The sequence below is a fragment of the Gracilibacillus boraciitolerans JCM 21714 genome (assembly GCF_000521485.1).
Lineage (GTDB): Bacteria > Bacillota > Bacilli > Bacillales > Amphibacillaceae > Gracilibacillus > Gracilibacillus boraciitolerans.
On sequence record NZ_BAVS01000012.1, the window covers coordinates 49,092 to 71,299 of the forward strand.

Genomic DNA, 22,208 nt, shown 5'->3' on the forward strand with positions numbered 1-22,208 from the left:
GATTATAGACTTTTATTGTTATAGGGGGGTTTACATAAATGAGTAAGCAAAATTTTCGTAAAGCAATGAGTAAATTTGCAACAGGTATCACAGTTGTTACTGCTGAATTTAATGATCATCTGCATGGAATGACTGTAAATGCCTTTATGTCCGTTTCATTAGATCCGCAATTAATTACGATATCGCTTGATCATAAAACAACCTTTTATCAGAATGCAGACAAAATTAAACGATTTGGTGTTAGCATTCTTCGCGAGGAACAAAAAGACATTTCTATGATCTTCGCCAAACAAGTGGAGAAGGACTTTAACGACTTCACTAAATTAGATGGTGTACCAGTTATCAATAATGCCCTTACTACTTTAGCTTGCAGTATAGTGAATACAGTGGAAGCAGGTGACCATAAGCTACTTATTGCGGAAGTCAATGATATCAAGATAGATAAGGGTAATCCAATTATTTATTACAACAGTAGTTATAAAATAATTTCTAAAGAAGAATAGATGATGGAGGTCTACAATGGCGATTTTCTCTATTCTCAAAAATAGTGCCACCCTACCAAAGAAAGCAGCCATGTTTAGGTTGAATCGCGTTAGCATGCGCGATACCCTTGTTTATCTTTTCCTTTTGTTTTTTATTAGTTTTTTGCCTAATGTGATCATGAATGTAGTACAATTTAATCTTTCTCAATCAGACATTGCCTATAGCCAATATTTATTGCAAATTATTGTCTTCTATCCTTTTTTTATGATGTTTCTGGTTGTAACAAGTATTTCATTACTTGCAACTGGTCCTTGGTTATTAACGTGGATACTCCAGCGCAAGTTAGCCTATCAACAATTATGGAAGATGACGTCATACGGCATATTTTGGCCGATAATAATCTATCATTTATTATTTTTTATAAATATACCAATATCTGTGAGTTTTTCAGTCAGTTTAGCTTTGTTATATTTTATACTTTATAAGATGATTATAATTTATCCAAAAAGGAAAGGAAGGATACGTGATGAGTGAACAGGATTGGAAGATTAGTCATACTTCTATAACACAAGTCGATCGTTTTAAAATAACAATAGATGAGGTATTACTTGCAAATAAAGAAACACAAAATTTCTCCTATATAGAATTTAATGAAGGTGTATGTGTACTGGCGATAACCAGTGATCAGAAAATTGTTACCATCAAACAATACCGTCATCCTTTACAAACAACGGAGATTGAATTTCCAGCTGGCATGATTGATGAAAAGGAAGAACCGATTACAGCTGCTCAGCGTGAACTTCTAGAAGAAACAGGCTATCATTCTGAAAATTGGCATTCACTTGATTACTTTTATCCATCACCAGGTTCAACAACGGAAAAGATTTATTTATTTTTAGCAGAAAATGCACAAAAAATATCTAATCAGGAATTAGATGAACTAGAGGATATCAAAATCGAAGTAGTAGATTTGAAAAACTTTTGTAAAATCGTGGAGAAAGGTGATTTTAGACACGGGGGGGCTGGATTAGCCTGTTGGGCCAGATACTTAAGTATGTCTAACAACTAACCAACAAAACAATAAAATATCATTCCATAGATAAAAGCCTGTTTACAAAAACAGGCTTTTATCTTAATTTATAATCATCTCTCTTACTTTGGCCACTTCTTCATCTGGCACAATATAATAGTAAATTCCGTCAATGGTCTCTCCAGATCCCTCCATTAGATAACTAGTAACATTTTTTCTGGTGCTTCTATAGTTATTTAATAGTGACTTCATATTATCAAAATTAAGACTACTGGCCATATTGTTCCCCATAATACCAATTACATCATGTACTTTTGTTACATTTCCAACATTAGCACCTTCATTGATGATCGCTTGTATTACTTTACGTTGTCGTTCGGTTCTGCCGAAATCACCTTGTGGATCTTGCTTACGCATTCTTACATATGCTAAGGTTTTATTCCCATCCATCTCTACTGGCCCTTTAGTGAACTGGTAATTTCCATCACTCCACTCGATTTCATTATCCACAGTAATAGTCCCCCCCAATTCATCTACTAATTCTTTCAAACCTTCCATATTAATACGGACAAAATAATCAAGTTCAACATCCAGAAAATTTTCGACCGTTTGAACAGCCATATCCGGACCACCAAAAGCATATGCATGATTTATTTTATCTTCCGTACTTCTACCAACAATTAATGTTCGTGTATCACGCGGAATACTTATCAATTGCATTTCTTCCTTATTAGGTTTTAAAGATAAAACCATCAAAGCATCAGAACGCCCAGGATCATCTCCACGTTGGTCCACACCAAGTAACAATATATTTAAAGGTTTCGCATCTTCCGTTTTTTTCGCTGCTTTTTCAGTATCTATCGATTCAATTGGTTCATGCATTTTTGTATTAAAGGTGTCTTCTACATTATTTATAATGGATAAAATATACCCTCCAACAACCAGTATTATTACAAATAAAATAATAAGTGGTGTTAATATCCACCATTTTTTAGTCTTTTTACGCTTTGTTCTTTTTTCCACTTTTCCATCATCATCCTAACTTTATATACTATATTATTTTTTATCATTATAGCACACAATTATAATCGAAAGTAAACTCACTTTAGAATAATTTAACAATTAATAATATTACTTTTTGTTTTCGATTGTATAATCTATTAATCTATTAACTAATGAAGATACTAAACACATCATAATGAAACTCCATGCTTTTTTAGTGATATTAATTATCAATTACTTGCATTTATTTTTTAAAAGGTTGATAATAATTAAGATGATTTTTCAATTTGAAAGGAATGTATCAAAATGGGTTCAACTCATGAATTTTCTGTAAAAGAAGAAGTTGCCAACTCTGTTACGCACGGGATCGGAATGCTATTAAGCATTGCTGGTTTGGTTATTTTGATTGTTTATTCCACTTTATATGGCACAGTTTGGCATATTGTAAGCTTTACATTATTCGGTGGTACAATGGTTTTACTTTATACGTCCTCTACTTTATTACATAGTCTTCCGAAAGGTCGAGCAAAAACGTTTTTGAAATATTAGATCATTCCTCGATCTATTTCTTTATCGCTGGTAGCTATACGCCCTTCTTATTTGTAGTGATACAAGGGGCACAGGGCTGGACATATTTCGGTATTATATGGGGCTTAGCTATTGGTGGTACTATATTCAAAGCTTTTTTTGTTAAAAAATTCTTATTTTTTTCTACCATTCTGTACATAGTAATGGGATGGTTAATTGTATTAAATTGGAATGCCCTAGTCGAAAACTTACATCCTAATGGTGTCATGCTTCTAGTTATAGGAGGTTTATTATACACATTTGGTGCTGTATTTTATGTTTGGCGAGGCTTCAAGTATCACCACGCATTATGGCATTTATTTGTATTAGCAGGAACAATCGTTCACTTTTTTTGTGTTTTACTTTATGTATTACCGGTAAATTAAGTTTGACTATAATTCTTTCATTTTTTTAAAAATATCCAGATACTGAGACATATCCTATTTACAATTATGATATAAGATCCTTAGCCTCATGTTTTGTAGACTTAATAAAAGCAGGAAAAACTTATTAACATAGGCTTTTCCTGCTTTTTATAACTTTACTTGCAAGTTAAATCTGATTTAGCTCATTAATTAATTGTTCAAGCATCTCATTCGTAAAAGCGCCCATACTAAAATTCACCATAGCTCGAAGTGGCATGTTTTGCATCATGGCTACCATCATTTCTGAAGCATCATCTTGACCTTCTGAAGAATTCATATCGGCAAATGGGTTATTTTTAGCCAATAACTCTCTTGCAACAGGTGCTAGAGTTGGATTGCTCAGAAGATCTCCAACTAACGTATTGCGATTTACAATAAAAGGAAGTGTCACTGTACTCGTGACTTTTACTCTTTCTTTTAATAAAATCTCTTGTGAAGAAGATCCTATCAAAATATCAAAATCCCCCCCTGTTTCGACATGCCAATCTGCTAGATCAACATTATAATAAGCAAACGAACGTTTATCTAATGTAAAATGAACCGTTTTTTCCTCTCCAGCTTCTAAATATACTTTTTCAAACCCTTTTAACTCTTTTTCAGGTCGGTTCACTGAGCTTTCGACATCTTTTACATATAATTGTACTACTTCTTTACCAGCCATATCTCCCGTATTTCTCACCTTTACTGATACTTCTAATATGTCTTCGTCCGTTATTTCTTTTTTACTAATGGTTAAATTACTATACTTAAAGTTTGTATAACTTAATCCATATCCAAAAGGAAATAAAGGTTTCACTTCTTTGCTATCATAATAGCGATAACCAACAAACACACCTTCTTTATATTCAACTTTATCTCTTTCACCTGGGAAATTTAAGAAAGAAGGATTATCGCTTAATTTTTCAGGGAAGGATTCTGCAAGACGTCCACTTGGGTTTACTTTTCCAAATAGAACATCTGCAATAGCACCACCAAATGCTTGTCCCCCCTAGGTAACTTTCCACTACTGCTTTAACATTTTCCAACCATGGCATTTCAATTGGCGCGCATTGCTTAATACGACAATGGTGTTCGGTTGCATCTCTGCAACAGCTTCAATTAATAATCGATGGTTTTCTGGAATTTGTAAATGGTCACGATCATATCCTTCTGATTCAAATCGATCTGGTAAGCCCGCAAAAACAACTGCGACTTCAGCATTTTTTGCTGCTTGTTGTGCTTTCATAATTTTTTGATCATCCACCATATCTGTAGCTAGATCATAACCTGCTTCATACGTAATATTGGAGCTGTATGCCTTCATCTCGTCTAATATACGATCAACCTTCGTTGGATTAATATGTGAACTGCCTCCCCCCCCTTGGATACGAGGTTTCTCCGCAAATGATCCAATAACTACTATATTAGTATCCGGTGATAAAGGTAATACTTTTTGCTCATTTTTTAATAAAACCATACCATCTGCAGCAACTTTCCTAGCAAATTGATGGTGTGCATTCTTATCATAGGTTGCATTTTGTTTTCTATTTGAAATGGCTTTATCAACAATATTTAATATCCGTTCTACGGCTATATTTAGTGTTTCCTCTTTTAATTCACCTTTTTTGACTGCTTCGATAATCTTTATATCATTGACACCATTACTTGATGGCATTTCTAATTCAAGTCCAGCTTTTAGCCCATCAACGCGCTCATTCACTGCTCCCCAATCGGAAACCACAAATCCTTCAAATCTCCAATCATCGCGTAAAACCTCTGTTAATAACTTATGATTTTCTGAGGCATAGTCTCCGTTCACTTTATTATACGCACACATCACGGTCCATGGTTTCCCTTTTTTGACAGCTTGTTCAAAACTGGCTAAGTATATTTCTCGCAAAGTACGTTCATCAATCACAGCATCTGTTGACATTCGACGATACTCTTGATTATTAGCTGCAAAGTGTTTAAGTGAAGTTCCGATACCCTGACTCTGCACCCCGGTTATATGGTTCGCTGCCATCTCTGAAGATAAAAAAGGATCTTCAGAGAAGTATTCAAAATTGCGTCCACACAGTGGAGATCGTTTGATATTAGCACCCGGCCCTAGCAATACCGCCACTTCTTCTGCTTGCGCTTCTTCTCCTAGAGCCACTCCAACTTGTCGGACTAATTCCTTATCCCAGGTACTAGCAAGACCTACAGCTGACGGAAAACAAGTTGCAGGAACGCTATCATAAATACCCAAATGATCAGCACCCTCTGCCTGTTTCCGTAATCCATGTGGACCATCTGTTACCATTACAGATGGAATATCTAGTCGTTCAATTCCTTTTAAATGCCAGAAATCCAGTCCAGAACATAATCCAGCTTTCTCTTCTAGTGTCATCTCTTTCATTTTTTTTACATATCCTTGCATTATTTACCTCCTTTAATTGTTACCGCTTACTTTATTATAAACGATTTTCTCCTGCCTTTATGGTAAAATATTAATATTTTTGTAATTATTTTTACACAAAAAAAGAAATGAACAAAATCATTCATTCCTTTTATGCTTCTTTTTTTAATACTCCCATTCCTATTAGGATAACTTTAGAGTCATTACTTAGGTACTCAATTGCTTCTTTTTCTATAAAAAGATTCGGTTTTTCTCTCACAATTAATTTTATCCCTCTGACATCAAACTCTTCTGCATATTTATTAACCGCTCTAATTGTCGCAAGTTCTCTCTTGTCTAGATTTCGATAACCAGCTTCTCGACGTTTAATCATAAACTCTAAAATTCCTCTGGCATTGTGACTTAACAAATGTTTTTTCTGATTTAGCAGGTCTAAATTTTCTTCTATGTACTTTCGAGCAGTCACTAGATCTAAATGTTCCGTATAATGGTTGATACTTTTTACCAGTTCACTAAATTGCACGGTTAATCCTCCCAAATTTTTCGTTCATATTGATAGGTATTATTTCATATTCAATATATCATAATTAGGTTTATATTACTATATTTTTTGTCTTAATTTGTCGAACTATTCAATCTAGTACTTTCAAACCAATAACAGCTATAATAATCAATGATAAAAAAAATATTCTTTTTGCATTTTTAGGCTCATTATAAATCATGATTCCGATAAGTGCACCCCCCCCTGCTGCACCAATTCCAGTCCAAATCGCATACGCTAAGCTCATAGGTAATGTCTCTAATGCGACAGCTAAGCAAATAAAACTTACAGCAAAACTAGCAATCATTAATAGCAACGATTCTTTTGTTTTAGTATGATGCCATTGATTCATCATCATCACGGCAAACATTTCAAATAATCCAGCTACAACTAATATGATCCATTCCATTTATGCTGTCTCCTCCTTTTGATCACTTGATAACTTCAATCCGATGACACCGATTAACAAAAGGAAAATCAGCGCAACTTTTATAAAACTGATCTCTTCATGAAAGAAAAGGACACCAGTAATAACTGTACCAGTGGTTCCAAGTCCAACAAAGACTGCATAGACCGTTCCTACAGCAATTTTATTTCCAGCCATGATAAGAAAATAGAAACTAATAAAAATGGCCAGTATTGTTCCTATCCATTCAAGCGATTGGTCTGCATGCTTTAAACCGATCACCCATAACACTTCAAAAACTGCAGCCACTACAATTTTAATCCATTGATTTAACACAACGATTCCTCCTTCATATCATTTTTTACAATATAATAGGTAAAAATAACTTCATTCGCTTCATTTTTTAAGTTAATTATTGAACTAACATATTTTACAACTTAATCTACAATTCCCATCAACAATATTACCTAATTGGAAAAAATATTTAATAATGTTGAATTGCAGATCTAAATACTATTGAATATACTTCAGGGTTAACATTTACGTTTCATAAGAAAATTAGCTTCTAAAATGATAAAAAGCCTAAGAGAAATTGTACTCTCCCAGGCTTTTATCCTTCCGTGTCACAGTCAAACTGTGTGTTTTCTCTTGGACCAGACCAATTTAATAATTGCGGAACCCTAGAAAACCGTTAATTATTTATGTTTTTATTTCTTCTATTTCTACTATACCAGATTATGCTTCCTTGTGAAATTAATAGTACACTGACCAGTAGTCAATAGTCATTATAGCTTTATCTTAACATTAAACATTGATAATACTAGTGAAAAAATCACTAGATTAACTCTATTTATCTATATTTATTTTCCATTTCCGTTCCTGATACCATTGCCGATAGAAATGAGCAAATTCTACTGGAACATCCTTAATGATGTCAATATGCACAGGGGGGGTTGAGCGATTCATCATTTGAATAGTAGTTACATTAAATAACTTTTGCAAAGAGATTGAGAGGTCGCAATTTCTATTACTCTCTGTCTTCTCGTAACAAACATTTGAGTAGTTAGTCCACCTTGCCACCACTGAACCTGATCGTTATCAATCATATATTTGGTTTGTTTATAATCCAAGACACGCTGAATGATGATAACTCCTAACAATACTAGTGAATATATCCACCATGCTACATTTATATCAAAAGGCGTTGGTTTAAAATAAAATAATAGCCCTGTTGCTATTACCCATAGATAACTAAGTCGCAATAATTTAATAAATAAAGTTCTTTTAGGCAAACGTGTCATAGAATGGTTTAATTTATATTCCGGTAATAATTGTTCAACTAACGCGTATGCTTCATGAACAGGTAAAAAGGGGTAAAGTGAATTAATGCTAACATTACCATCATTAGCATTTGGACTAGCTGTACTTATTAATGTTACTTCTACCAAGCCAAACACCCTTTTCATAAACGGTTGCCTCAGTTGTAAACCTTGTATTTTTCGTTTTTCAATCGCAAAGTTACTTTGATCTACTATTCCTCTATCTATAAAGATATATCGTTCATTCGAAGAGATTCTGTACTTCCCGAATCTGGTAAAAGTTCTTACTATTCCAAATGAAACAGCGATAATTACAGCTGCAATACTTAATATAGCGATCAACCAATTACTTTGCGAAAAAAAGGACCAGAACCCTTTAAACTGTGGTAAAAAAGGTTCAACATAATCATATAAACCTGCCATTATCGGAATAATAGCCAAAAAACTCAAAGATGTAAAACTAGCTTTCCATAAATCACGACTAGTTGGTTCAAAATGAATTGTCTTAACATCCTTTTCTTTCTTTTGCTCTAAAGCAAGTATTTGTTCCGATGTATCTTCATAGGTCTCTTTCTCCTCCACCTCAAGGAGATTTATTAGAAAGGACGCATGATCCTTAGTCACTACTTCGAACTTAATTGTATCATCTTCCCCCCCATCCATAGCTGTCTCAAGAGTAAGAGACGTTAAACGGAATACTCTATGGAAAAGGTTTGTTTGCCTCGTGATATTTTGAATTTTAGAGAAAGGAATCGTACTAACACGTTTTACAAATACTCCTTTTTTAAAATGAAAGGATTGTTTGTCCCATTCATAAGTTTCCTTCCACCAACTTACTAATATGTATAGAAAACGCAAGATAATAAAAGCAATGAAGACATATCGACCATATTTATATAGCCAAAAGTCAGAACCTCCTTTTATTACAAATATAAAGATAGCAAAAAGCAAACTGTTTTTTGCTAGCTGATAGATTCGGTAAAGTGTGGTTAATGGATGATACCTCATTATTCATCCACTTCCTTTAATTTTGCTAGAATTGCAATTTTTTCTCTTACTTCTAAAGCAATAGGTTCATCTAAGGCTGGTATCTCGTGTGAAGAACCCATCGTCTCTACTCTTAAAGAACGTATATGATAACCCTTCATAATTGGACCCTGACTCGTTGATACAGATTGTATTTTGGTGAGGGGGGGTTACCCACTGTTTTTTAAAAATGCCATAAGTGAGTTGCAAATAGTCCTCATCAATCTGATATCGCCAACTTTTGTATAAATATTTTGGTTCTATGAATGCCCAGATCGTCCCAATAATCGTAAACACCAATAGACCATATAGTATCCATTCCATCCAATTTGGCCATTTAAAATAAGCATCCACTCCAAATATGACTCCTAATACGATAAAACCAATTATATTACCAATCGTATCGGAAATCATTCTTACCTTTGGCATATTAGCAGATAATTTGTGTTCTAATAGTGGTTGATTCATCTACAGCATCCTTTTTCACTTCATAATATCATACTGTCAGACTAAGGGAAATAATTACTTTTTAATAAATTTCTAGGATTATTCATTTGATAATCGCAGTACAAGTCGTAGAAGACAATAAATAAACCGGGCAAAGGCCCGGTTTATTTATTCATTAGTAAATTTCTTATGTTTTCTCACTGCAACTAACACTATTCCTACTATTATAAGCAGTCCACCAATTAAGAGAACCGTATACATATTTGTTGCAGTTTCCGGTAAAGTTTTATTTGTTTGTTCATTTTGTTGCGCGCCATCGTTATTTTCTTCTTTCGGTGAAGCTGTGGTAGTATCTTTTTCAACTGGAGAAGGATCTGGGTTGTCATTGTTACCTTCCTTATCCTCTTCTGCTAAATCTCCTGGTTCAAATACTGTAAAAATACTAAAGTGATCTGTTTCTGCAACAAGCCATTCACCTGCTATCTCGCCACCTACCATATTCCACTGTTTTGCATCATTATTCCAATTATAGATTTTTAAGGCCTCTTGTTGCTGATCTACTTTAAGTGAGAGTGTAACAGGTGTTTCAAAAGACCGGATGAATTGATTTGCTTGAACAAATTCGAAACGATAAATATCGGAATGTGCAAACTCAGCTTTATCTACTTCATTTTCATCTAGCTTATCGATTATTAATGTTAAATCGTCATCTACAGAAAAGGATTTCAAATCAAATGCGAGATGCACTTTTGCTTTTTGAACTTTGATGGTGACATTTTTATCTTTTAATAGCTGTAATTGTTCCGCTGAAAAGATAATTTTATTTATTGATTCGCTACCTTCAGGGATAGTTAAAATTAATTCTGACATCTCATCTAAGTAGGATAAATCCGTTTGAATGATTAGTTCATCACCCTTTTGTTGTAATTCTTCTCTTATACTATTTGACAATCTTTTTACATGAACAACATAGTTTGAAATAGATCCGTCCTCTGCCACTGCTTCAATGTTAACTTTATTATCACCTACATCAAGAGCAACACTACTATCTGGATCGTTCCCATTAATATGCACTTTTGTACCAGGGGACTTTGTCTCAGACGAAAAATGAATTTGATCTACATGGTTAGCAACTTCCATTTGATATTCAAATCGGTCAGATGAAAAACCAGGACTTAATTTACCATTATCAACTGTTAAATCACCAATTCTAGAATCTGATGACAATCCTAATTCATAGGCTGCAATTGTACCACTTACTTCATGCGCTGCTAATAGGATCGACTTACCTGTCGGACTCTGATCAGCTGAGATAAACGTCAAACCTTCTGGTGCCACATCACCACTAGCTGATGTAACTTCTTCATCTATGCCATTAAATATCCGTGAAGAAAAATAATTGTCAAATTGTGGTGAAGTAGGATCAGTTAAATCATAGACCATGATACCGCCTTGACGTTCTAAACCAACAAAAGCATAGTTCGTCCCATTTATTTCTCCAGTTATCACACTTTCAGGTTCCACACCTTTGTCATCGCTTCTTGATTCAAAGACATCCTCATCATTATTACTATGGAAATAATCTGGTTGAAAAGCTGCTATTTTTTCTTCAAAATCAGACCCACTGTCATATACTAATTCCAGTGAATTAGCGTCCCAAATAGAGAACGAGCGACCTCCAAATCCATATATTGCTTCATATTTTCCTTCTTCATTTACAGGATGTGAAATGGAAGTTTTTAATCTACTTAATTGTTTTTTATCAAACAGACCATTATCGACTAATTGATCTAATTCTTCTTGTGTATAACCTTCATAGAGATCTGCATTAAGCTGATAATCATCAACTAAATCTTCTACTCTTACTTCTTCAGAGAAACCATCCCAATCTTGAGTATCTCCTTCATTTGCTGTTAAGATATAGGTTTTGCCATTGATATCTATAATATCCATTCCATCTGGCTGATAAATGGAGAGTACAGGCCAATTGCGAATATTGATTGCATCATCTTTGTCCGAAGCGTCTAATTTGTTAGGGGATATAGAAAAGTCTTTATACCCTAAACTTTTCACTGTAAGGAATTGACCAGAAGCAATGTCAAGTTTAGCAATGGCATTCGCTTCCTGTAAAACCACATAACCATATTGACTGGCATCATCTATAACGATATATTCTGGCTCTAAGTCTTCCGCATGTGAACTCCCCGGATGTACTTTTCGAACACCTTCTTCTACTACTTCATCAGTAAATCTTGCAGTTTTAGCAGATAATTTCTCACCTTTTTCAATTCCATTCGAAATATCTATAATGGTTACCGAACCTTCTGGATTTATCGAATAATCCTCACTTGGTTCACCTTCATTCGCTACTAATACTTTATTACCATTTGGTGTAATCGTCACCATATCTGGTAAAGCTCCAACTTCAACTGATGTTAACACTTCACCATCAGTAGACAGAAAAACAATATGACCATTCTCGATTTTATTTTCTGCTGGTACTGACACGGCAATAAATCTACTTTCGGGATCAATTGTCACACTCGTTAAATCTCCCGCATTGATACCAAAATCACTGAGTTTAATTTTCTTCACTAAGGGAATATCTGTATCGCCATTCTTTAATACAGACAAATCTATAATGTCTAAAGTTTTATCAGATCCATTTACAGAGTAGGCATAATATGTATTGGGATCATATGTAACTATTTCCGTTCCTCCATCATTGATTGGAGCTTTACTTGCATAACGTCCTAACCATGTGATGGCTAAAGATTGATCATTCTCAGAGTAATAGGTTAATTCTTCTGCAGCTGTTATTGCTGGTGAAAATGTTGATAACATAAGAAGAAATGACAAAGATAGTACGATAATCACAGAATTCTTCATTTTTCCTCTCCTTTTTCAATATTCATCTATTATTCTATATGTGTTTTATGAAGATAACTTGTCTTTAATGTTAATTATTTGTAAAGTGAACTTATGAAAAATAAAAACCTAGGAGAAAATTTTAATTTTTCTCCTAGGTTTGATATCTTATTATTTTATTTCTCTATTTTTTCTTTTTCTTGCAAACAACCAGATTGCTGTTCCTGAAAGTATAAGCAATAGACTTGCTAGTAACCAATTGAAAGTATTGGTTGCTGTATCTGGTAAATCTGATTCATCTGACGTGTCTCCACCTGGATTTTCTCCACCTGGTTCTTCGGGAGCAACAATTTCTTCTCCTGTATAAATTGCTGGTGTTGGAGGCTCACTCATGCCAGTTCCAATAAAGAAACTTGGATGTGGTAGTTGATTATATCCAACATTATATATAGAAAATATCATATTTGAACGAATAACTTATGTTATATTTAGTCAACCTCTTTTATATTTATTAAGGAAATTTATTATTGCATATAGCGAAAAGGCTCAGAAAAAATCTGAGCTTTTTTATCTTTATATCGTATGGTTAATTATTGCTTTCCAACTGATATGTTTTTTTGCCAAATGACTAGCATAACTATAACGATGACCGTCACCAATGTACTAATCAGTGAAATCAGTATTATCCCTGTCATACCAAATATAAAATAGCCAATTCCTGCTGCAAATGCACTAATAAAAGCATATGGTAACTGTGTGATGACGTGATCTAAGTGGTTAGCTCCTGCACCTGTCGACGATAATATTGATGTATCAGAAATTGGTGAGCAATGATCACCAAAAACTGAACCTGCCAACACTGCTGCCATAGCTGGTAAAACTAATTCCACATCATAGACTACAGCAATCTGTGCTGCAATTGGAAGCATGATTCCAAACGTCCCCCCCCAGGAAGTACCTGTTGCTAATGCCATAAATCCTGCAATAATAAAGAATATTAAGGAAAGATAATTCACATTAAGTGCAAATTGTTCGACCAGTTTTGCTAAATATCCACCTGTATCAATTAATTCAATGATGGAGCCAATCATCCAAGCTAAGATCAAAATATAAATAGCGGGCATCATCGAGAGCGAACCATCTTTGATAACTTTCCAGCCAGAAAGTTTCTTACCTTTTAATAATAAATACAAAACAAATCCTATCAAAACTGCAATTAAACCACCAACAAACAAAGATAAATTGACATTTGTATTTTCAAACATAGTGAGAATGGTTGCTGTTCCTTCTGTTGCTAAATATCCAGTTAATAGCATCATCTACTGTGGATAAAACTAAAACAACGATAGGAATTAAAAGATGCTTCATTTGTCCATTTTTGTTTATGAGCGCATTCTCTTCCATTTCTGCTGACATCGTATTTTTTAATGGATCTACTACATGACCAGTCTGCATCGCTCTCTTTTCATGGGTTTTCATAGCCCCAATATCAAAGTTAAACAATGCAACTAAAAACACTAATAATAATGCCGCAAATGCATACATATTCAACGGTATCATTTTGACGAAAGCTTCTAATGGCTGAAAGGCAGTTATTTCTGTCACTGCGAAAATAGAGCCTAACGTTCCGATTATATATGCTCCCCCAACTGGATATCGGTGTTAATACTGTTACAGGAGCTGAAGTCGAATCAATAAAATAAGCTAATTTTACACGAGATATTTTATAGCGATCGGTTAACGGTCTTGATACTTGTCCAACCGCTAAGCTATTAAAATAATCATCAATAAAAATTAGTACACCTAAGAAAGCTGGAACTAGCTGCGCACCACGTCTTGTTTTTACCTTCTCTATTGCCCAATTACCAAATGCTTTACTAGCACCGGATGCGGTCATAATTACTGTCATAATCCCTAATAATAGTAAAAATCCTAATAAATAAATACTGCTTAAATTCCAGCCAGCCGATGTATAGAAAATATCTCGAAAAACCAGCCAGATTTGTTGAAGACTCGCTATTATATCAAATTCATGAATCAATAATGCACCAACAATGATGCCTGTCCCCCAATGACAGTAAAATCTTTCTTGTAAAAAGAACTAATATCAACATTAAGACCGCAGGAATCAGCGAATATATCGTACCCTCCATAACATTACCTCCACTATATCTATCCTTACCAAATATGCACAGAAAAAAACAGCAATAGAACAAAGTCTATTACTGTTCTGATCTCGCCATTTTATATACTAAAATAGTTTATCAATTTTTCGCTTAACTGTCATCCCTTTTTTTAAAACAAGGAAGATAATATTTTTTTAAATGAGAGGATTGTTCACGGGATATGTACTGTTGTTCACTGGAATTATCTCACTGTTCACGGGAAAAGATATCGATTTCACTGGTAAAAATAGCTTATCCCGTGAACAGCAGATCTTTTCCTGTGAAGAAGGTCATTTATTTTACTGATCTTAAGATTATTTCATTAAATCTTTCAACCCCCCTCATACTCCACTTCCCATTCTTCAGGGAATCCCCCCCACTTCGTTGCCATCATCGCTACGGCAGTTAATAAACCTCCATTACCTGGAAGATATGCAGTTAATGCATCATGCTGATAGTTGTGGCCATTGATTAAATACGTATTTTTGCCTTGCTCCATTAACAAAAAGTCAACCGCTAACTCTAGTTCACCTAACCTTGCTGCTGTCATTGCACACATTGGAAAATCCCATCCCCCCCAGGCAGTCTCCCACTTCCATTCCTCTTTTACCTTATGTAAAGTTTGAAGCATGACATCTTTGTCAATCAATTCTCCTGACAACACACCATACGAGGCTACCATTGAGGATGATCATGATTTTTTTCAGTAAAGGTATTTCTGCAGTTTTGATGAGCAATATAGACGCCGTCCTTAGTCGCTGGTTTTGCTAATTTAGCTTTTACGTTTTGCCACTCATTAGGAGTATTCTTACCCAAACGATCGCACCATTCGATTGCTACTGACAAACCATAGTGCCAATATTCTAATTCATATGATGGATTTAAACTTTCCTCCATTCGATGATTTTCTTGTGCTGGTATGATCCCCCCCGGTCCAAGATGGTACACATCCCGTTCCTTATCATATCTAGCGAATGAGGCCATAAAGTCTGCCGAAGCAAACACGATTTCTTGATACTTTTCTAAAAAAAGCTGATCTTTATTATCTTGATAGCATAATTCCAACAGGCTAATCGGATGAGGCTGTTGCCAGATTAAACCTGGTGCTATTGGTGATGGTGTTTGATCACCTTCTCTGGCCACCATTTTTGGCCATCTCGCTCCCTGGTATCCTTGTGATTGTGCAAGCTGATACGCTTTTGGTAAAATTTTAAAATACCAATCCATACTTTTCTGCAAAACAGCGGCTCTTCCCCCCCATAATGGAAAATGGCTGGCATGCCACCAATGCATTTCTAAATGAAGTTTACCAAACCAACTATTATACATAAAACCTGTTTCCTGTGGTGGTATCGACCCACCACTATGAACAGCAAGTAAATATTGAGATAAAATCACACGTCTTTCCAGTTCATCTTTTCTCGTGTCCTTACTGCCCTGAAAAGAAAGAAAGCCACTATCTGACCAGAATCTTTCCCAATAAGACTTGGCGGCAGTGAACACTTCCTCTACTGACTTATTAACTGTTCCCTTTTCTGTAAAGGAAAGCGTAAATTCGCATACTTCTGTATCAGGAATTAATGCAAAAATATGCTCTTTTTCCTGTTTCAGTACACCTTGATTCCAGTTCCATTGAACAAGATAATTCGTATCGTCCATTTCTCTATTAAAAACTGCCATCTGTTCCTCTAGTTGCGAAACTTTGGTTTGATGTCCTTCTTTCTCCCACTTTAATTTCAACGTTTTTTCCCATTTCTGATCGGTAACAGTTGGACTTGGAAAAGCTAACTCAATAGAAAGCTGGCCTACTTTCATTAGCTGGGATATTACTGAAACAGCGATAATATCCAGTTCTGGATCACAGCAAATTTTCACCTTTACTTTTTTCCCATCTACCAGAAATTCACTAGTGATTTTCCCTTCCCAAAGTACTAAATGCTGTACGATTGGTTCTATTTTCTCAAATGCTATAACTCTACCTTTTTTATCATAAAAGCAAAAACCAATTTGGCCAAGCTGGAGTCTATGTGGATTCTGTCTTAACCAATGATAGGCCACGTCTTCACCTTCTGGAAAAAGAGGATATTGAGAACCCTGATAGGTTTGCATCTTTAAATCTTCTAAGGTATAGAGATGATCTCCACCTGCAGCATGCCATCCCCCCCAATTTGATTGCGTACTAAGTGGTGCAACGTAGGCGTCTGGAAAGGATTGTAATCCAGTAAAATCCACTGACATTCCAAAATCACCGTTACCAATTGATAAAGGAGCTCTTGGTTCTATCAACTTAATTATTGGCGAGTGTTTATCAACGATTTCCTTTTTATTCATCATCTTGCCTCCTAATACCGCCATTGCTATCTATCATTTTAATAAAAACTGGCCGTTCATTCGGGGTTTTATTTGGAGAATGAAGCGTTAAATATAATTGATTATGTAGATCATGAAATAACATTCCATGTCCTCCGTCACTCGAAAATAATGGTTTTTCATCATGAATCCATGGGCCTGTAATTTTTCTGGTCGAGGAGCGCGAAATCCCCCCCTGTGCATAAATATTATCTACGAAGCTAGCCCAAAGTAACAGTAACTCCCCCCCATTTTCAGCTCGATATATATATGGACCATCCGTTACATAATTCTTTCGTGTATTCCTTGTTTTATGTTGAAAAGAAGTTGCCCAAGGTGCTTCAGAAGCAGCAAAAAGTGTAACAGGTTCTCCCGTCGACTTTTTTAAATCCTTACTCAACCGAACAGCACAAATTTCGCCATCACCCACTTGAATCCATTCATGACAAAAGACCATCCATGGCATTCCTCCTTCATCAATGTATAAGGTGCCATCTAACGAGAACCAGTCCTTAGGTGTAACGATTTCATCACTGTGAGGATGAAAGGGTCCTGTTAAAGAGTCTGATTTTAAGATAGCAGTTCCACGCTTACCACTTTCTTTTAATAAAAAGGTGGCAAACATATAATAAGCCCCCCTGATAATAATGCACTTCCGGTGCCCAGAAGTTCTCATCAGAGTAAAAATTTAGATCTGGTCGAAATACCGGATATGGTCCTACCCAATTTTCTAAATCATTGCCAATCCAGACGTCAAATCCTGTTCCTTTTCCCCCCCATATATTTTGATCCGTACTTCCATACATATAATATTTATTTTCTTTGCGATCGACGTAGATAAATGGATCACGGATCTGTACTTCCTGATTCGGTTTCAATAATATTCTCTCCCTTAATTAGAAATACTCGGATGGACTAACACCTGTAATCGCTTTAAATACTTGACTGAAATAAGTGGAATTTTGATAACCAACCATTTCACTAACTTCATACACCATATATCTTTTTTCCTTTAATAATTCCTTCGCTTTTGCAATTCGATAGTTATTGAGGTAATTCACAAAAGTTTCACCAGTTATTTTTTTAAATAACTGTGATAAATAATTGCGATTCACATAAAAGGAGTCAGCAATTTCTGTTAGAGTAATTTCCTGATCGTAATATTGATGAATATGTTCTTTTACACGTTCCACTAGTTTGCTTGTTTTTTTACTTGCTAACTTCTCTTTGGAATGCTCTACCCATTTTGTTAACTGTTCCGTTGTCCATGATAATAATTTATTAATCGTATTATAGTTATACACCTCAATTAATATAGAGGATTTTTCTAACGGTTTCTCATCAATGTGTTCCATTGAATGATCGTCCATCATTAACGCACTAAGAATATTAATCGAAATCGTTTGAATCATATAGAAAGGGGGGGAATACTTCTCTTCCGATAAACCGTTTACAAATCGGTGCCATATGGCTAACAACTGCTCATACTCCTTATCGGCAATCTTTCCATGGATTTCTTTTATTGTTTCAAAAGGATAGACAAACACCTCGCTGGATGCCCTGCTTTTAGTATCCTGGTAATAATAAACCTTATTCCATTCTTCATACTCTGCTACTTCCAATGCTTGCATACTTTCCAAATAAGCATCTGTCAGGAGATGTAAATTAGATTTAATGGAACTTACGCCTAACATTACAGATACTTTTAAGTAATATAATACATTTTCCAGCATCTTATGAACAAGTTGATCATTTAACTGTTCCAAGTAAAGGGAGTTCTCAGGTAAGAAAACAACCATCACATAAGTGGAATCTGAATAATCGACTAGATGTGTTGTTAATTTATTTTCCTCACTAAAATGTTTCATTGTTTCAGATAAGATATTTCCTACACTAAATTTTAACAATTGCCAATCCCGCTCATGCACTTTCGTTAAATATGGTGGGCGATTAATCATAATCGAAGTAACAATTTGGGGGTGTTTCAGCACTAACCCCCCTATTAATTCCTGACTTTCTGCCGTTAGATCTTTGGAAACATAACGATTAAATAAGAGATTACGTATGAAGCTATCCTTTCGAAAAGTCAAATAGACTGGGCGTTGTTCACGGTAGGTTTCTAAAATTGTTTGTTGCATTTCTTCTGCTTCGATTTCCTGCACTACTTCTTGTAAAACCGTCTCGATTTCAGTAACAGGAGAAGGCTTAAGGAAAAAATGCTTGACACCATATTGAATTGCTTTTCTTGCGTTATCGAAATGATTATAGCCACTATGGATAATAATAGAAATATATGGATGCTTTTCATTAACCTCTTTGATTAACGTTAAACCATCCATTTCTGGCATATAAATATCCGTGATCACAATATCAGGCAGCTGTTCTTCCATCTTCTGTAATGCTTGTTTCCCATTACTTGCAGTACCTATCACCTGAATCTGTAATCTTTCCCAATTGACATGCTTCGTTAACCCTTCTCTCACAGATAATTCATCATCTATGATTAGTATGGATTTCATAGTTATTCCTCCGCTTCTGTTTCTGAAGCTTTCGTAAAAGGTTGTTGATAATGAATCGGCAATATAATCTCTACCATGACTCCTCCTTGAGGATGGTTATAGACCTCAACATCAAATTGCTCACCACAGTACATCGCAATTCGTTCTCTTACATTCTTTATACCAATACCTGTAGCATCTGAATAAGACCAATTTTCCGGTAACCCTTTTCCTGTATCTTTAATGGTTAATTTTATCTTATTTTCCTCCTCAATGATCGAACCATTAATCGTAATTTCCATCCTATCTTCTTCCAGATCCTGATACCCATGTTTAATACTATTCTCAATAAACGGTTGCAAAATAATTTTAGGAACATATAAATCCTTCATTGAAGCAGGTACACGTACTATATGTTGAATAGCTTGTGTTTGCCGTTGCTTTTGAATATCAATATAGCATTTAGCATGATCAAGTTCATCACGTAGTCGAATAAATTTCAGTCCGCCACTTAAACCTATACGTAACATTTTACTTAATTTATTGACCATATCACTAACATCATCTGCATCATGATCTAAAGATTTCCATTTGATCATATCTAGTGTATTATACAGAAAATGCGGCATAATTTGGCTTTGTAATGCTCTGATTTCCGCTTCGCGACGGTTAGCATTTTCCTTTTCCAGTTGTTCCAGAGACTCAGATAGTTTATTGGTCATTTGGTTAAAATTATTAGCTAATATGTCGTACTCCTCGACATAATGACGATTCATGTGTACATCAAAATCCCCTTCTTCTACCTTCCGCATTCCTCTGATCATTTGACTAATTGGCTTGGTAATCCATCTTCCAATTCCATATACGATAGGAACCGATAATATAATAGCTATCAAACCAATAATAAGCACAAAAATACCAAGTTCTTTCGTTTCAGCGTACAACTCATCAACAGGTATGACTTGAACAAGTCGCCATTGCTCATAATTAGGCTTAGAGATCAGAAGAAGATGATATTCATTGTCTTTTTTAATCAGTTGATGGTGATTTGTTAATGGATCATATTCTGGAATTAATCTTTCATATACCTCATTCTCAGCAGGTACGATAATATCATTTAAAATCGGAAACTCTTTACGACTGTGCGTTTCCGCAATAATTCTACCTCCTGTATTAAGTAAAATAAAAGGTTCATTTATTTCTTTATATAAATCCGTATCAACCATATACTCTAAGAAATTCTTAGCTAATACGTTTACTTTGATATAACCTACCGTTTCGTTCCGCTGATTTAAGATTCGATGCACATAACTTATCATCTCTTGATCCAATAGTGGATGCACATGTTCTGGCGTCCAACCATTATCAACATTTTCAATAAATGGCCCAAACCATTCCATTTCCTTTAAATTAGCTTCGGGTTGAATCGTGTAATCATATAAATATGGATAGTCTTTATAACGGTTAGTATATAAATCGATGGAATATACCTCTTGTTTTAAAGATGAGATATCATTCACGAATTTTTTCAACTCATCTCTTTCGACTAAAGCATCGTAGGGACTTGCGGGGGGGGAGCCATCAAATATCTCCGTCATCGTTCGATCTATGGCAATAAAAGTACCTGCTTCACTTATACTTTTAATTACACCCGATAGTTTATTAGCGCTCTCATTTAACAGCGATAGTTTTGTTTCGCTTATCTCCTTCGAGGTAAAATTAAAAAAGTATTGATAAGAAGTATAACTAACTCCAGCAAGAAAGAGAGCATTAACAAAAACAAAACAGATAACCATTATCGTTTTTAATTTTCGAATCATTCTATCCCTCATTTCTTGCTAACCAGTTCGTTTACTTATTAGCCTTTGATACCTGTCGTCGCAATACCCTCCACAATATAACGCTGGAAAATAAAGAAGACTGTTGTGATAGGAATCAAGGATAGTACCGACATCGCAAAAACAGATCCCCATGAAGATTCACCTTGAGAGTCCAGGAACAAACGCAATCCTAAAGGTACAGTAAAATTATCGACGGTATTTAAATATAAAATTTGGCTAAAAAAATCATCCCATGTCCAAATAAAAGTAAAAATCGCGGTGGTAATCAGAACCGGTACTGCTAAAGGCATAATAATCCTCGCATATACTTGAAAAACACCACAGCCATCCATAATGGCGCTTTCATCTAATTCTCTAGGTATTCCTCTGAAAAATTGCACCATCAGAAAAATAAAAAAAGCATCTGTTGCTAAAACTTTCGGGACAGTTAGCGGCAAAATAGTATTAACCCATTCCAAATTATGAAATATCGTATATTGTGGGATTAGTGTCGCATGTGCCGGCAGCATAATTGTCATAAGCATACACGCAAACCAAAGCTTTTTCAATGGGAATTTCAGTCTGGCAAAAGCATAAGCAGCCATCGAGCATGTTATAAGATTTGCAATAACAGCAATCATACTAATTAAAAATGAATTTTTAAAAAACTGACCGAAATTAACATTTCTAACAACATTCCAGCCATTCGTGTAATTACTTATGGTCCATTCCTTTGAAAAAATACTTGGTGAAGAAAAAATAAGTGTTTCTGGTTTAAATGAGCTTGCTACCATCCAAACGACTGGATATAACATAAATAGTCCAAATAAAATAATGAATAGATGAGTTAATAATCTACTTGTTTTTGTACTCTGATCCATTATA

The 22,208-nt window shown here is 34.9% G+C and carries 22 protein-coding genes, 3 pseudogenes and 1 riboswitch; of the genes and pseudogenes, 4 read left to right on the top strand and 21 right to left on the bottom strand.

Going from position 1 to position 22,208, the window contains the following annotated elements; all coding sequences use genetic code 11:
* Positions 1 to 38: 38 nt before the first annotated feature.
* Genes JCM21714_RS09215 through JCM21714_RS09225 form a run of 3 tightly spaced genes read left to right on the top strand, consistent with a single transcriptional unit; the run spans position 39 to position 1,552 of the window.
* Positions 39 to 503, top strand: coding sequence for a flavin reductase family protein (locus tag JCM21714_RS09215; RefSeq protein WP_035723669.1), 465 nt, complete (start codon positions 39 to 41; stop codon positions 501 to 503).
* Between the two features lie 16 nt (positions 504 to 519).
* Positions 520 to 1,017, top strand: a complete 498-nt coding sequence (locus tag JCM21714_RS09220) for a hypothetical protein (RefSeq protein WP_035723671.1) — start codon at positions 520 to 522, stop codon at positions 1,015 to 1,017.
* A complete protein-coding gene (locus JCM21714_RS09225) occupies positions 1,010 to 1,552 on the top strand; it encodes an NUDIX hydrolase (protein ID WP_035723674.1) in 543 nt (180 codons plus the stop codon). The genes JCM21714_RS09220 and JCM21714_RS09225 overlap by 8 nt, the downstream gene beginning before the upstream one ends.
* A gap of 63 nt (positions 1,553 to 1,615) precedes the next feature.
* Here JCM21714_RS09225 and JCM21714_RS09230 read toward each other — a convergent pair whose 3' ends face one another.
* Positions 1,616 to 2,536, bottom strand: coding sequence for an LCP family glycopolymer transferase (locus JCM21714_RS09230; RefSeq protein WP_035723676.1), 921 nt, complete (start codon positions 2,534 to 2,536; stop codon positions 1,616 to 1,618).
* Positions 2,537 to 2,821: 285 nt separating this feature from the next.
* Between JCM21714_RS09230 and trhA the strand changes: the two are divergent.
* Positions 2,822 to 3,468, top strand: a pseudogene (gene trhA, locus JCM21714_RS09235) (PAQR family membrane homeostasis protein TrhA).
* A 166-nt stretch (positions 3,469 to 3,634) separates the two neighbouring features.
* Here the strand turns inward: trhA and JCM21714_RS21330 are convergent.
* From JCM21714_RS21330 to JCM21714_RS09305, 20 genes and pseudogenes are all read right to left on the bottom strand, one after another.
* On the bottom strand, positions 3,635 to 4,168 hold the full coding sequence (locus JCM21714_RS21330; RefSeq protein WP_235182740.1) for a fibronectin type III-like domain-contianing protein: 534 nt from the start codon (positions 4,166 to 4,168) through the stop codon (positions 3,635 to 3,637).
* A 108-nt stretch (positions 4,169 to 4,276) separates the two neighbouring features.
* A pseudogene (locus JCM21714_RS21335) lies at positions 4,277 to 5,905 on the bottom strand (glycoside hydrolase family 3 C-terminal domain-containing protein); the annotation flags it as partial.
* A 130-nt stretch (positions 5,906 to 6,035) separates the two neighbouring features.
* Positions 6,036 to 6,407, bottom strand: coding sequence for a hypothetical protein (locus tag JCM21714_RS09245; RefSeq protein WP_035723679.1), 372 nt, complete (start codon positions 6,405 to 6,407; stop codon positions 6,036 to 6,038).
* A 109-nt stretch (positions 6,408 to 6,516) separates the two neighbouring features.
* Positions 6,517 to 6,834, bottom strand: coding sequence for a DMT family transporter (locus tag JCM21714_RS09250; RefSeq protein ID WP_035723681.1), 318 nt, complete (start codon positions 6,832 to 6,834; stop codon positions 6,517 to 6,519).
* Positions 6,835 to 7,167 carry a DMT family transporter gene (locus tag JCM21714_RS09255; RefSeq protein ID WP_035723685.1) on the bottom strand — a complete coding sequence of 111 codons (333 nt, stop codon included), beginning with the start codon at positions 7,165 to 7,167 and terminating at the stop codon, positions 6,835 to 6,837.
* A gap of 261 nt (positions 7,168 to 7,428) precedes the next feature.
* A riboswitch (guanidine-I (ykkC/yxkD leader) is annotated at positions 7,429 to 7,526 on the bottom strand.
* A gap of 151 nt (positions 7,527 to 7,677) precedes the next feature.
* Positions 7,678 to 7,833: a hypothetical protein gene (locus JCM21714_RS21340; RefSeq protein ID WP_235182735.1), complete on the bottom strand. Its 156-nt coding sequence runs from the start codon at positions 7,831 to 7,833 to the stop codon at positions 7,678 to 7,680.
* Positions 7,812 to 9,158 carry a PH domain-containing protein gene (locus JCM21714_RS09260; protein ID WP_052000495.1) on the bottom strand — a complete coding sequence of 449 codons (1,347 nt, stop codon included), beginning with the start codon at positions 9,156 to 9,158 and terminating at the stop codon, positions 7,812 to 7,814. Before JCM21714_RS09260 ends, JCM21714_RS21340 begins: the two co-directional genes overlap by 22 nt.
* Positions 9,158 to 9,644: pseudogene (locus JCM21714_RS09265) on the bottom strand (PH domain-containing protein). The gene JCM21714_RS09260 and the pseudogene JCM21714_RS09265 overlap by 1 nt, the downstream one beginning before the upstream one ends.
* Before the next feature lie 147 nt (positions 9,645 to 9,791).
* Complete coding sequence (locus tag JCM21714_RS18315) at positions 9,792 to 12,512, bottom strand: choice-of-anchor I family protein (RefSeq protein ID WP_052000496.1); 2,721 nt, start codon at positions 12,510 to 12,512, stop codon at positions 9,792 to 9,794.
* Between the two features lie 150 nt (positions 12,513 to 12,662).
* Positions 12,663 to 12,953 carry an LPxTATN C-terminal sorting signal domain gene (locus JCM21714_RS09275; RefSeq protein ID WP_035723687.1) on the bottom strand — a complete coding sequence of 97 codons (291 nt, stop codon included), beginning with the start codon at positions 12,951 to 12,953 and terminating at the stop codon, positions 12,663 to 12,665.
* Positions 12,954 to 13,081: 128 nt separating this feature from the next.
* Positions 13,082 to 13,810 (bottom strand): Na+/H+ antiporter NhaC family protein, encoded by a 729-nt coding sequence (locus JCM21714_RS23965; protein WP_369403518.1) that lies wholly within the window; start codon positions 13,808 to 13,810, stop codon positions 13,082 to 13,084.
* Entirely contained in the window at positions 13,749 to 14,096 is a 348-nt protein-coding gene (locus tag JCM21714_RS23970) for a Na+/H+ antiporter NhaC family protein (protein WP_369403519.1), read from the bottom strand. Before JCM21714_RS23970 ends, JCM21714_RS23965 begins: the two co-directional genes overlap by 62 nt.
* Entirely contained in the window at positions 13,987 to 14,532 is a 546-nt protein-coding gene (locus JCM21714_RS23975) for a hypothetical protein (protein ID WP_369403527.1), read from the bottom strand. Before JCM21714_RS23975 ends, JCM21714_RS23970 begins: the two co-directional genes overlap by 110 nt.
* A 455-nt stretch (positions 14,533 to 14,987) precedes the next feature.
* On the bottom strand, positions 14,988 to 15,338 hold the full coding sequence (locus JCM21714_RS21350; RefSeq protein WP_235182736.1) for a hypothetical protein: 351 nt from the start codon (positions 15,336 to 15,338) through the stop codon (positions 14,988 to 14,990).
* Positions 15,332 to 16,987, bottom strand: coding sequence for a glycoside hydrolase family 65 (locus JCM21714_RS09285; RefSeq protein WP_235182737.1), 1,656 nt, complete (start codon positions 16,985 to 16,987; stop codon positions 15,332 to 15,334). Before JCM21714_RS09285 ends, JCM21714_RS21350 begins: the two co-directional genes overlap by 7 nt.
* Positions 16,980 to 17,630: a glycoside hydrolase family 43 protein gene (locus JCM21714_RS09290; protein WP_369403520.1), complete on the bottom strand. Its 651-nt coding sequence runs from the start codon at positions 17,628 to 17,630 to the stop codon at positions 16,980 to 16,982. Before JCM21714_RS09290 ends, JCM21714_RS09285 begins: the two co-directional genes overlap by 8 nt.
* A complete protein-coding gene (locus tag JCM21714_RS23980; protein WP_369403521.1) occupies positions 17,596 to 17,883 on the bottom strand; it encodes a family 43 glycosylhydrolase in 288 nt (95 codons plus the stop codon). The genes JCM21714_RS09290 and JCM21714_RS23980 overlap by 35 nt, the downstream gene beginning before the upstream one ends.
* Before the next feature lie 18 nt (positions 17,884 to 17,901).
* Positions 17,902 to 19,524 carry a response regulator transcription factor gene (locus tag JCM21714_RS09295; protein WP_035723689.1) on the bottom strand — a complete coding sequence of 541 codons (1,623 nt, stop codon included), beginning with the start codon at positions 19,522 to 19,524 and terminating at the stop codon, positions 17,902 to 17,904.
* Positions 19,525 to 19,526: 2 nt separating this feature from the next.
* A complete protein-coding gene (locus JCM21714_RS09300; RefSeq protein WP_035723691.1) occupies positions 19,527 to 21,323 on the bottom strand; it encodes a sensor histidine kinase in 1,797 nt (598 codons plus the stop codon).
* A gap of 38 nt (positions 21,324 to 21,361) precedes the next feature.
* Positions 21,362 to 22,204, bottom strand: a complete 843-nt coding sequence (locus JCM21714_RS09305; protein WP_035723724.1) for a carbohydrate ABC transporter permease — start codon at positions 22,202 to 22,204, stop codon at positions 21,362 to 21,364.
* Between the last annotated feature and the right edge of the window lie 4 nt (positions 22,205 to 22,208).

Excerpts from the sequence above, each read along its gene's own strand:
- JCM21714_RS09215 (WP_035723669.1), top strand. The coding sequence starts at position 39 with ATGAGTAAGCAAAATTTTCGTAAAGCAATGAGTAAATTTGCAACAGGT.
- JCM21714_RS09300 (WP_035723691.1), bottom strand. The coding sequence starts at position 21,323 with ATGATTCGAAAATTAAAAACGATAATGGTTATCTGTTTTGTTTTTGTT.
- JCM21714_RS21350 (WP_235182736.1), bottom strand. The coding sequence starts at position 15,338 with ATGGTAGCCTCGTATGGTGTGTTGTCAGGAGAATTGATTGACAAAGAT.
- JCM21714_RS09220 (WP_035723671.1), top strand. The coding sequence starts at position 520 with ATGGCGATTTTCTCTATTCTCAAAAATAGTGCCACCCTACCAAAGAAA.
- JCM21714_RS21330 (WP_235182740.1), bottom strand. The coding sequence starts at position 4,168 with ATGGCTGGTAAAGAAGTAGTACAATTATATGTAAAAGATGTCGAAAGC.
- JCM21714_RS18315 (WP_052000496.1), bottom strand. The coding sequence starts at position 12,512 with ATGAAGAATTCTGTGATTATCGTACTATCTTTGTCATTTCTTCTTATG.
- JCM21714_RS09305 (WP_035723724.1), bottom strand. The coding sequence starts at position 22,204 with ATGGATCAGAGTACAAAAACAAGTAGATTATTAACTCATCTATTCATT.
- JCM21714_RS09295 (WP_035723689.1), bottom strand. The coding sequence starts at position 19,524 with ATGAAATCCATACTAATCATAGATGATGAATTATCTGTGAGAGAAGGG.
- JCM21714_RS23965 (WP_369403518.1), bottom strand. The coding sequence starts at position 13,810 with ATGATGCTATTAACTGGATATTTAGCAACAGAAGGAACAGCAACCATT.
- JCM21714_RS09260 (WP_052000495.1), bottom strand. The coding sequence starts at position 9,158 with ATGAGGTATCATCCATTAACCACACTTTACCGAATCTATCAGCTAGCA.
- JCM21714_RS09250 (WP_035723681.1), bottom strand. The coding sequence starts at position 6,834 with ATGGAATGGATCATATTAGTTGTAGCTGGATTATTTGAAATGTTTGCC.
- JCM21714_RS09275 (WP_035723687.1), bottom strand. The coding sequence starts at position 12,953 with ATGATATTTTCTATATATAATGTTGGATATAATCAACTACCACATCCA.
- JCM21714_RS09290 (WP_369403520.1), bottom strand. The coding sequence starts at position 17,630 with ATGTTTGCCACCTTTTTATTAAAAGAAAGTGGTAAGCGTGGAACTGCT.
- JCM21714_RS09285 (WP_235182737.1), bottom strand. The coding sequence starts at position 16,987 with ATGAATAAAAAGGAAATCGTTGATAAACACTCGCCAATAATTAAGTTG.
- JCM21714_RS09225 (WP_035723674.1), top strand. The coding sequence starts at position 1,010 with ATGAGTGAACAGGATTGGAAGATTAGTCATACTTCTATAACACAAGTC.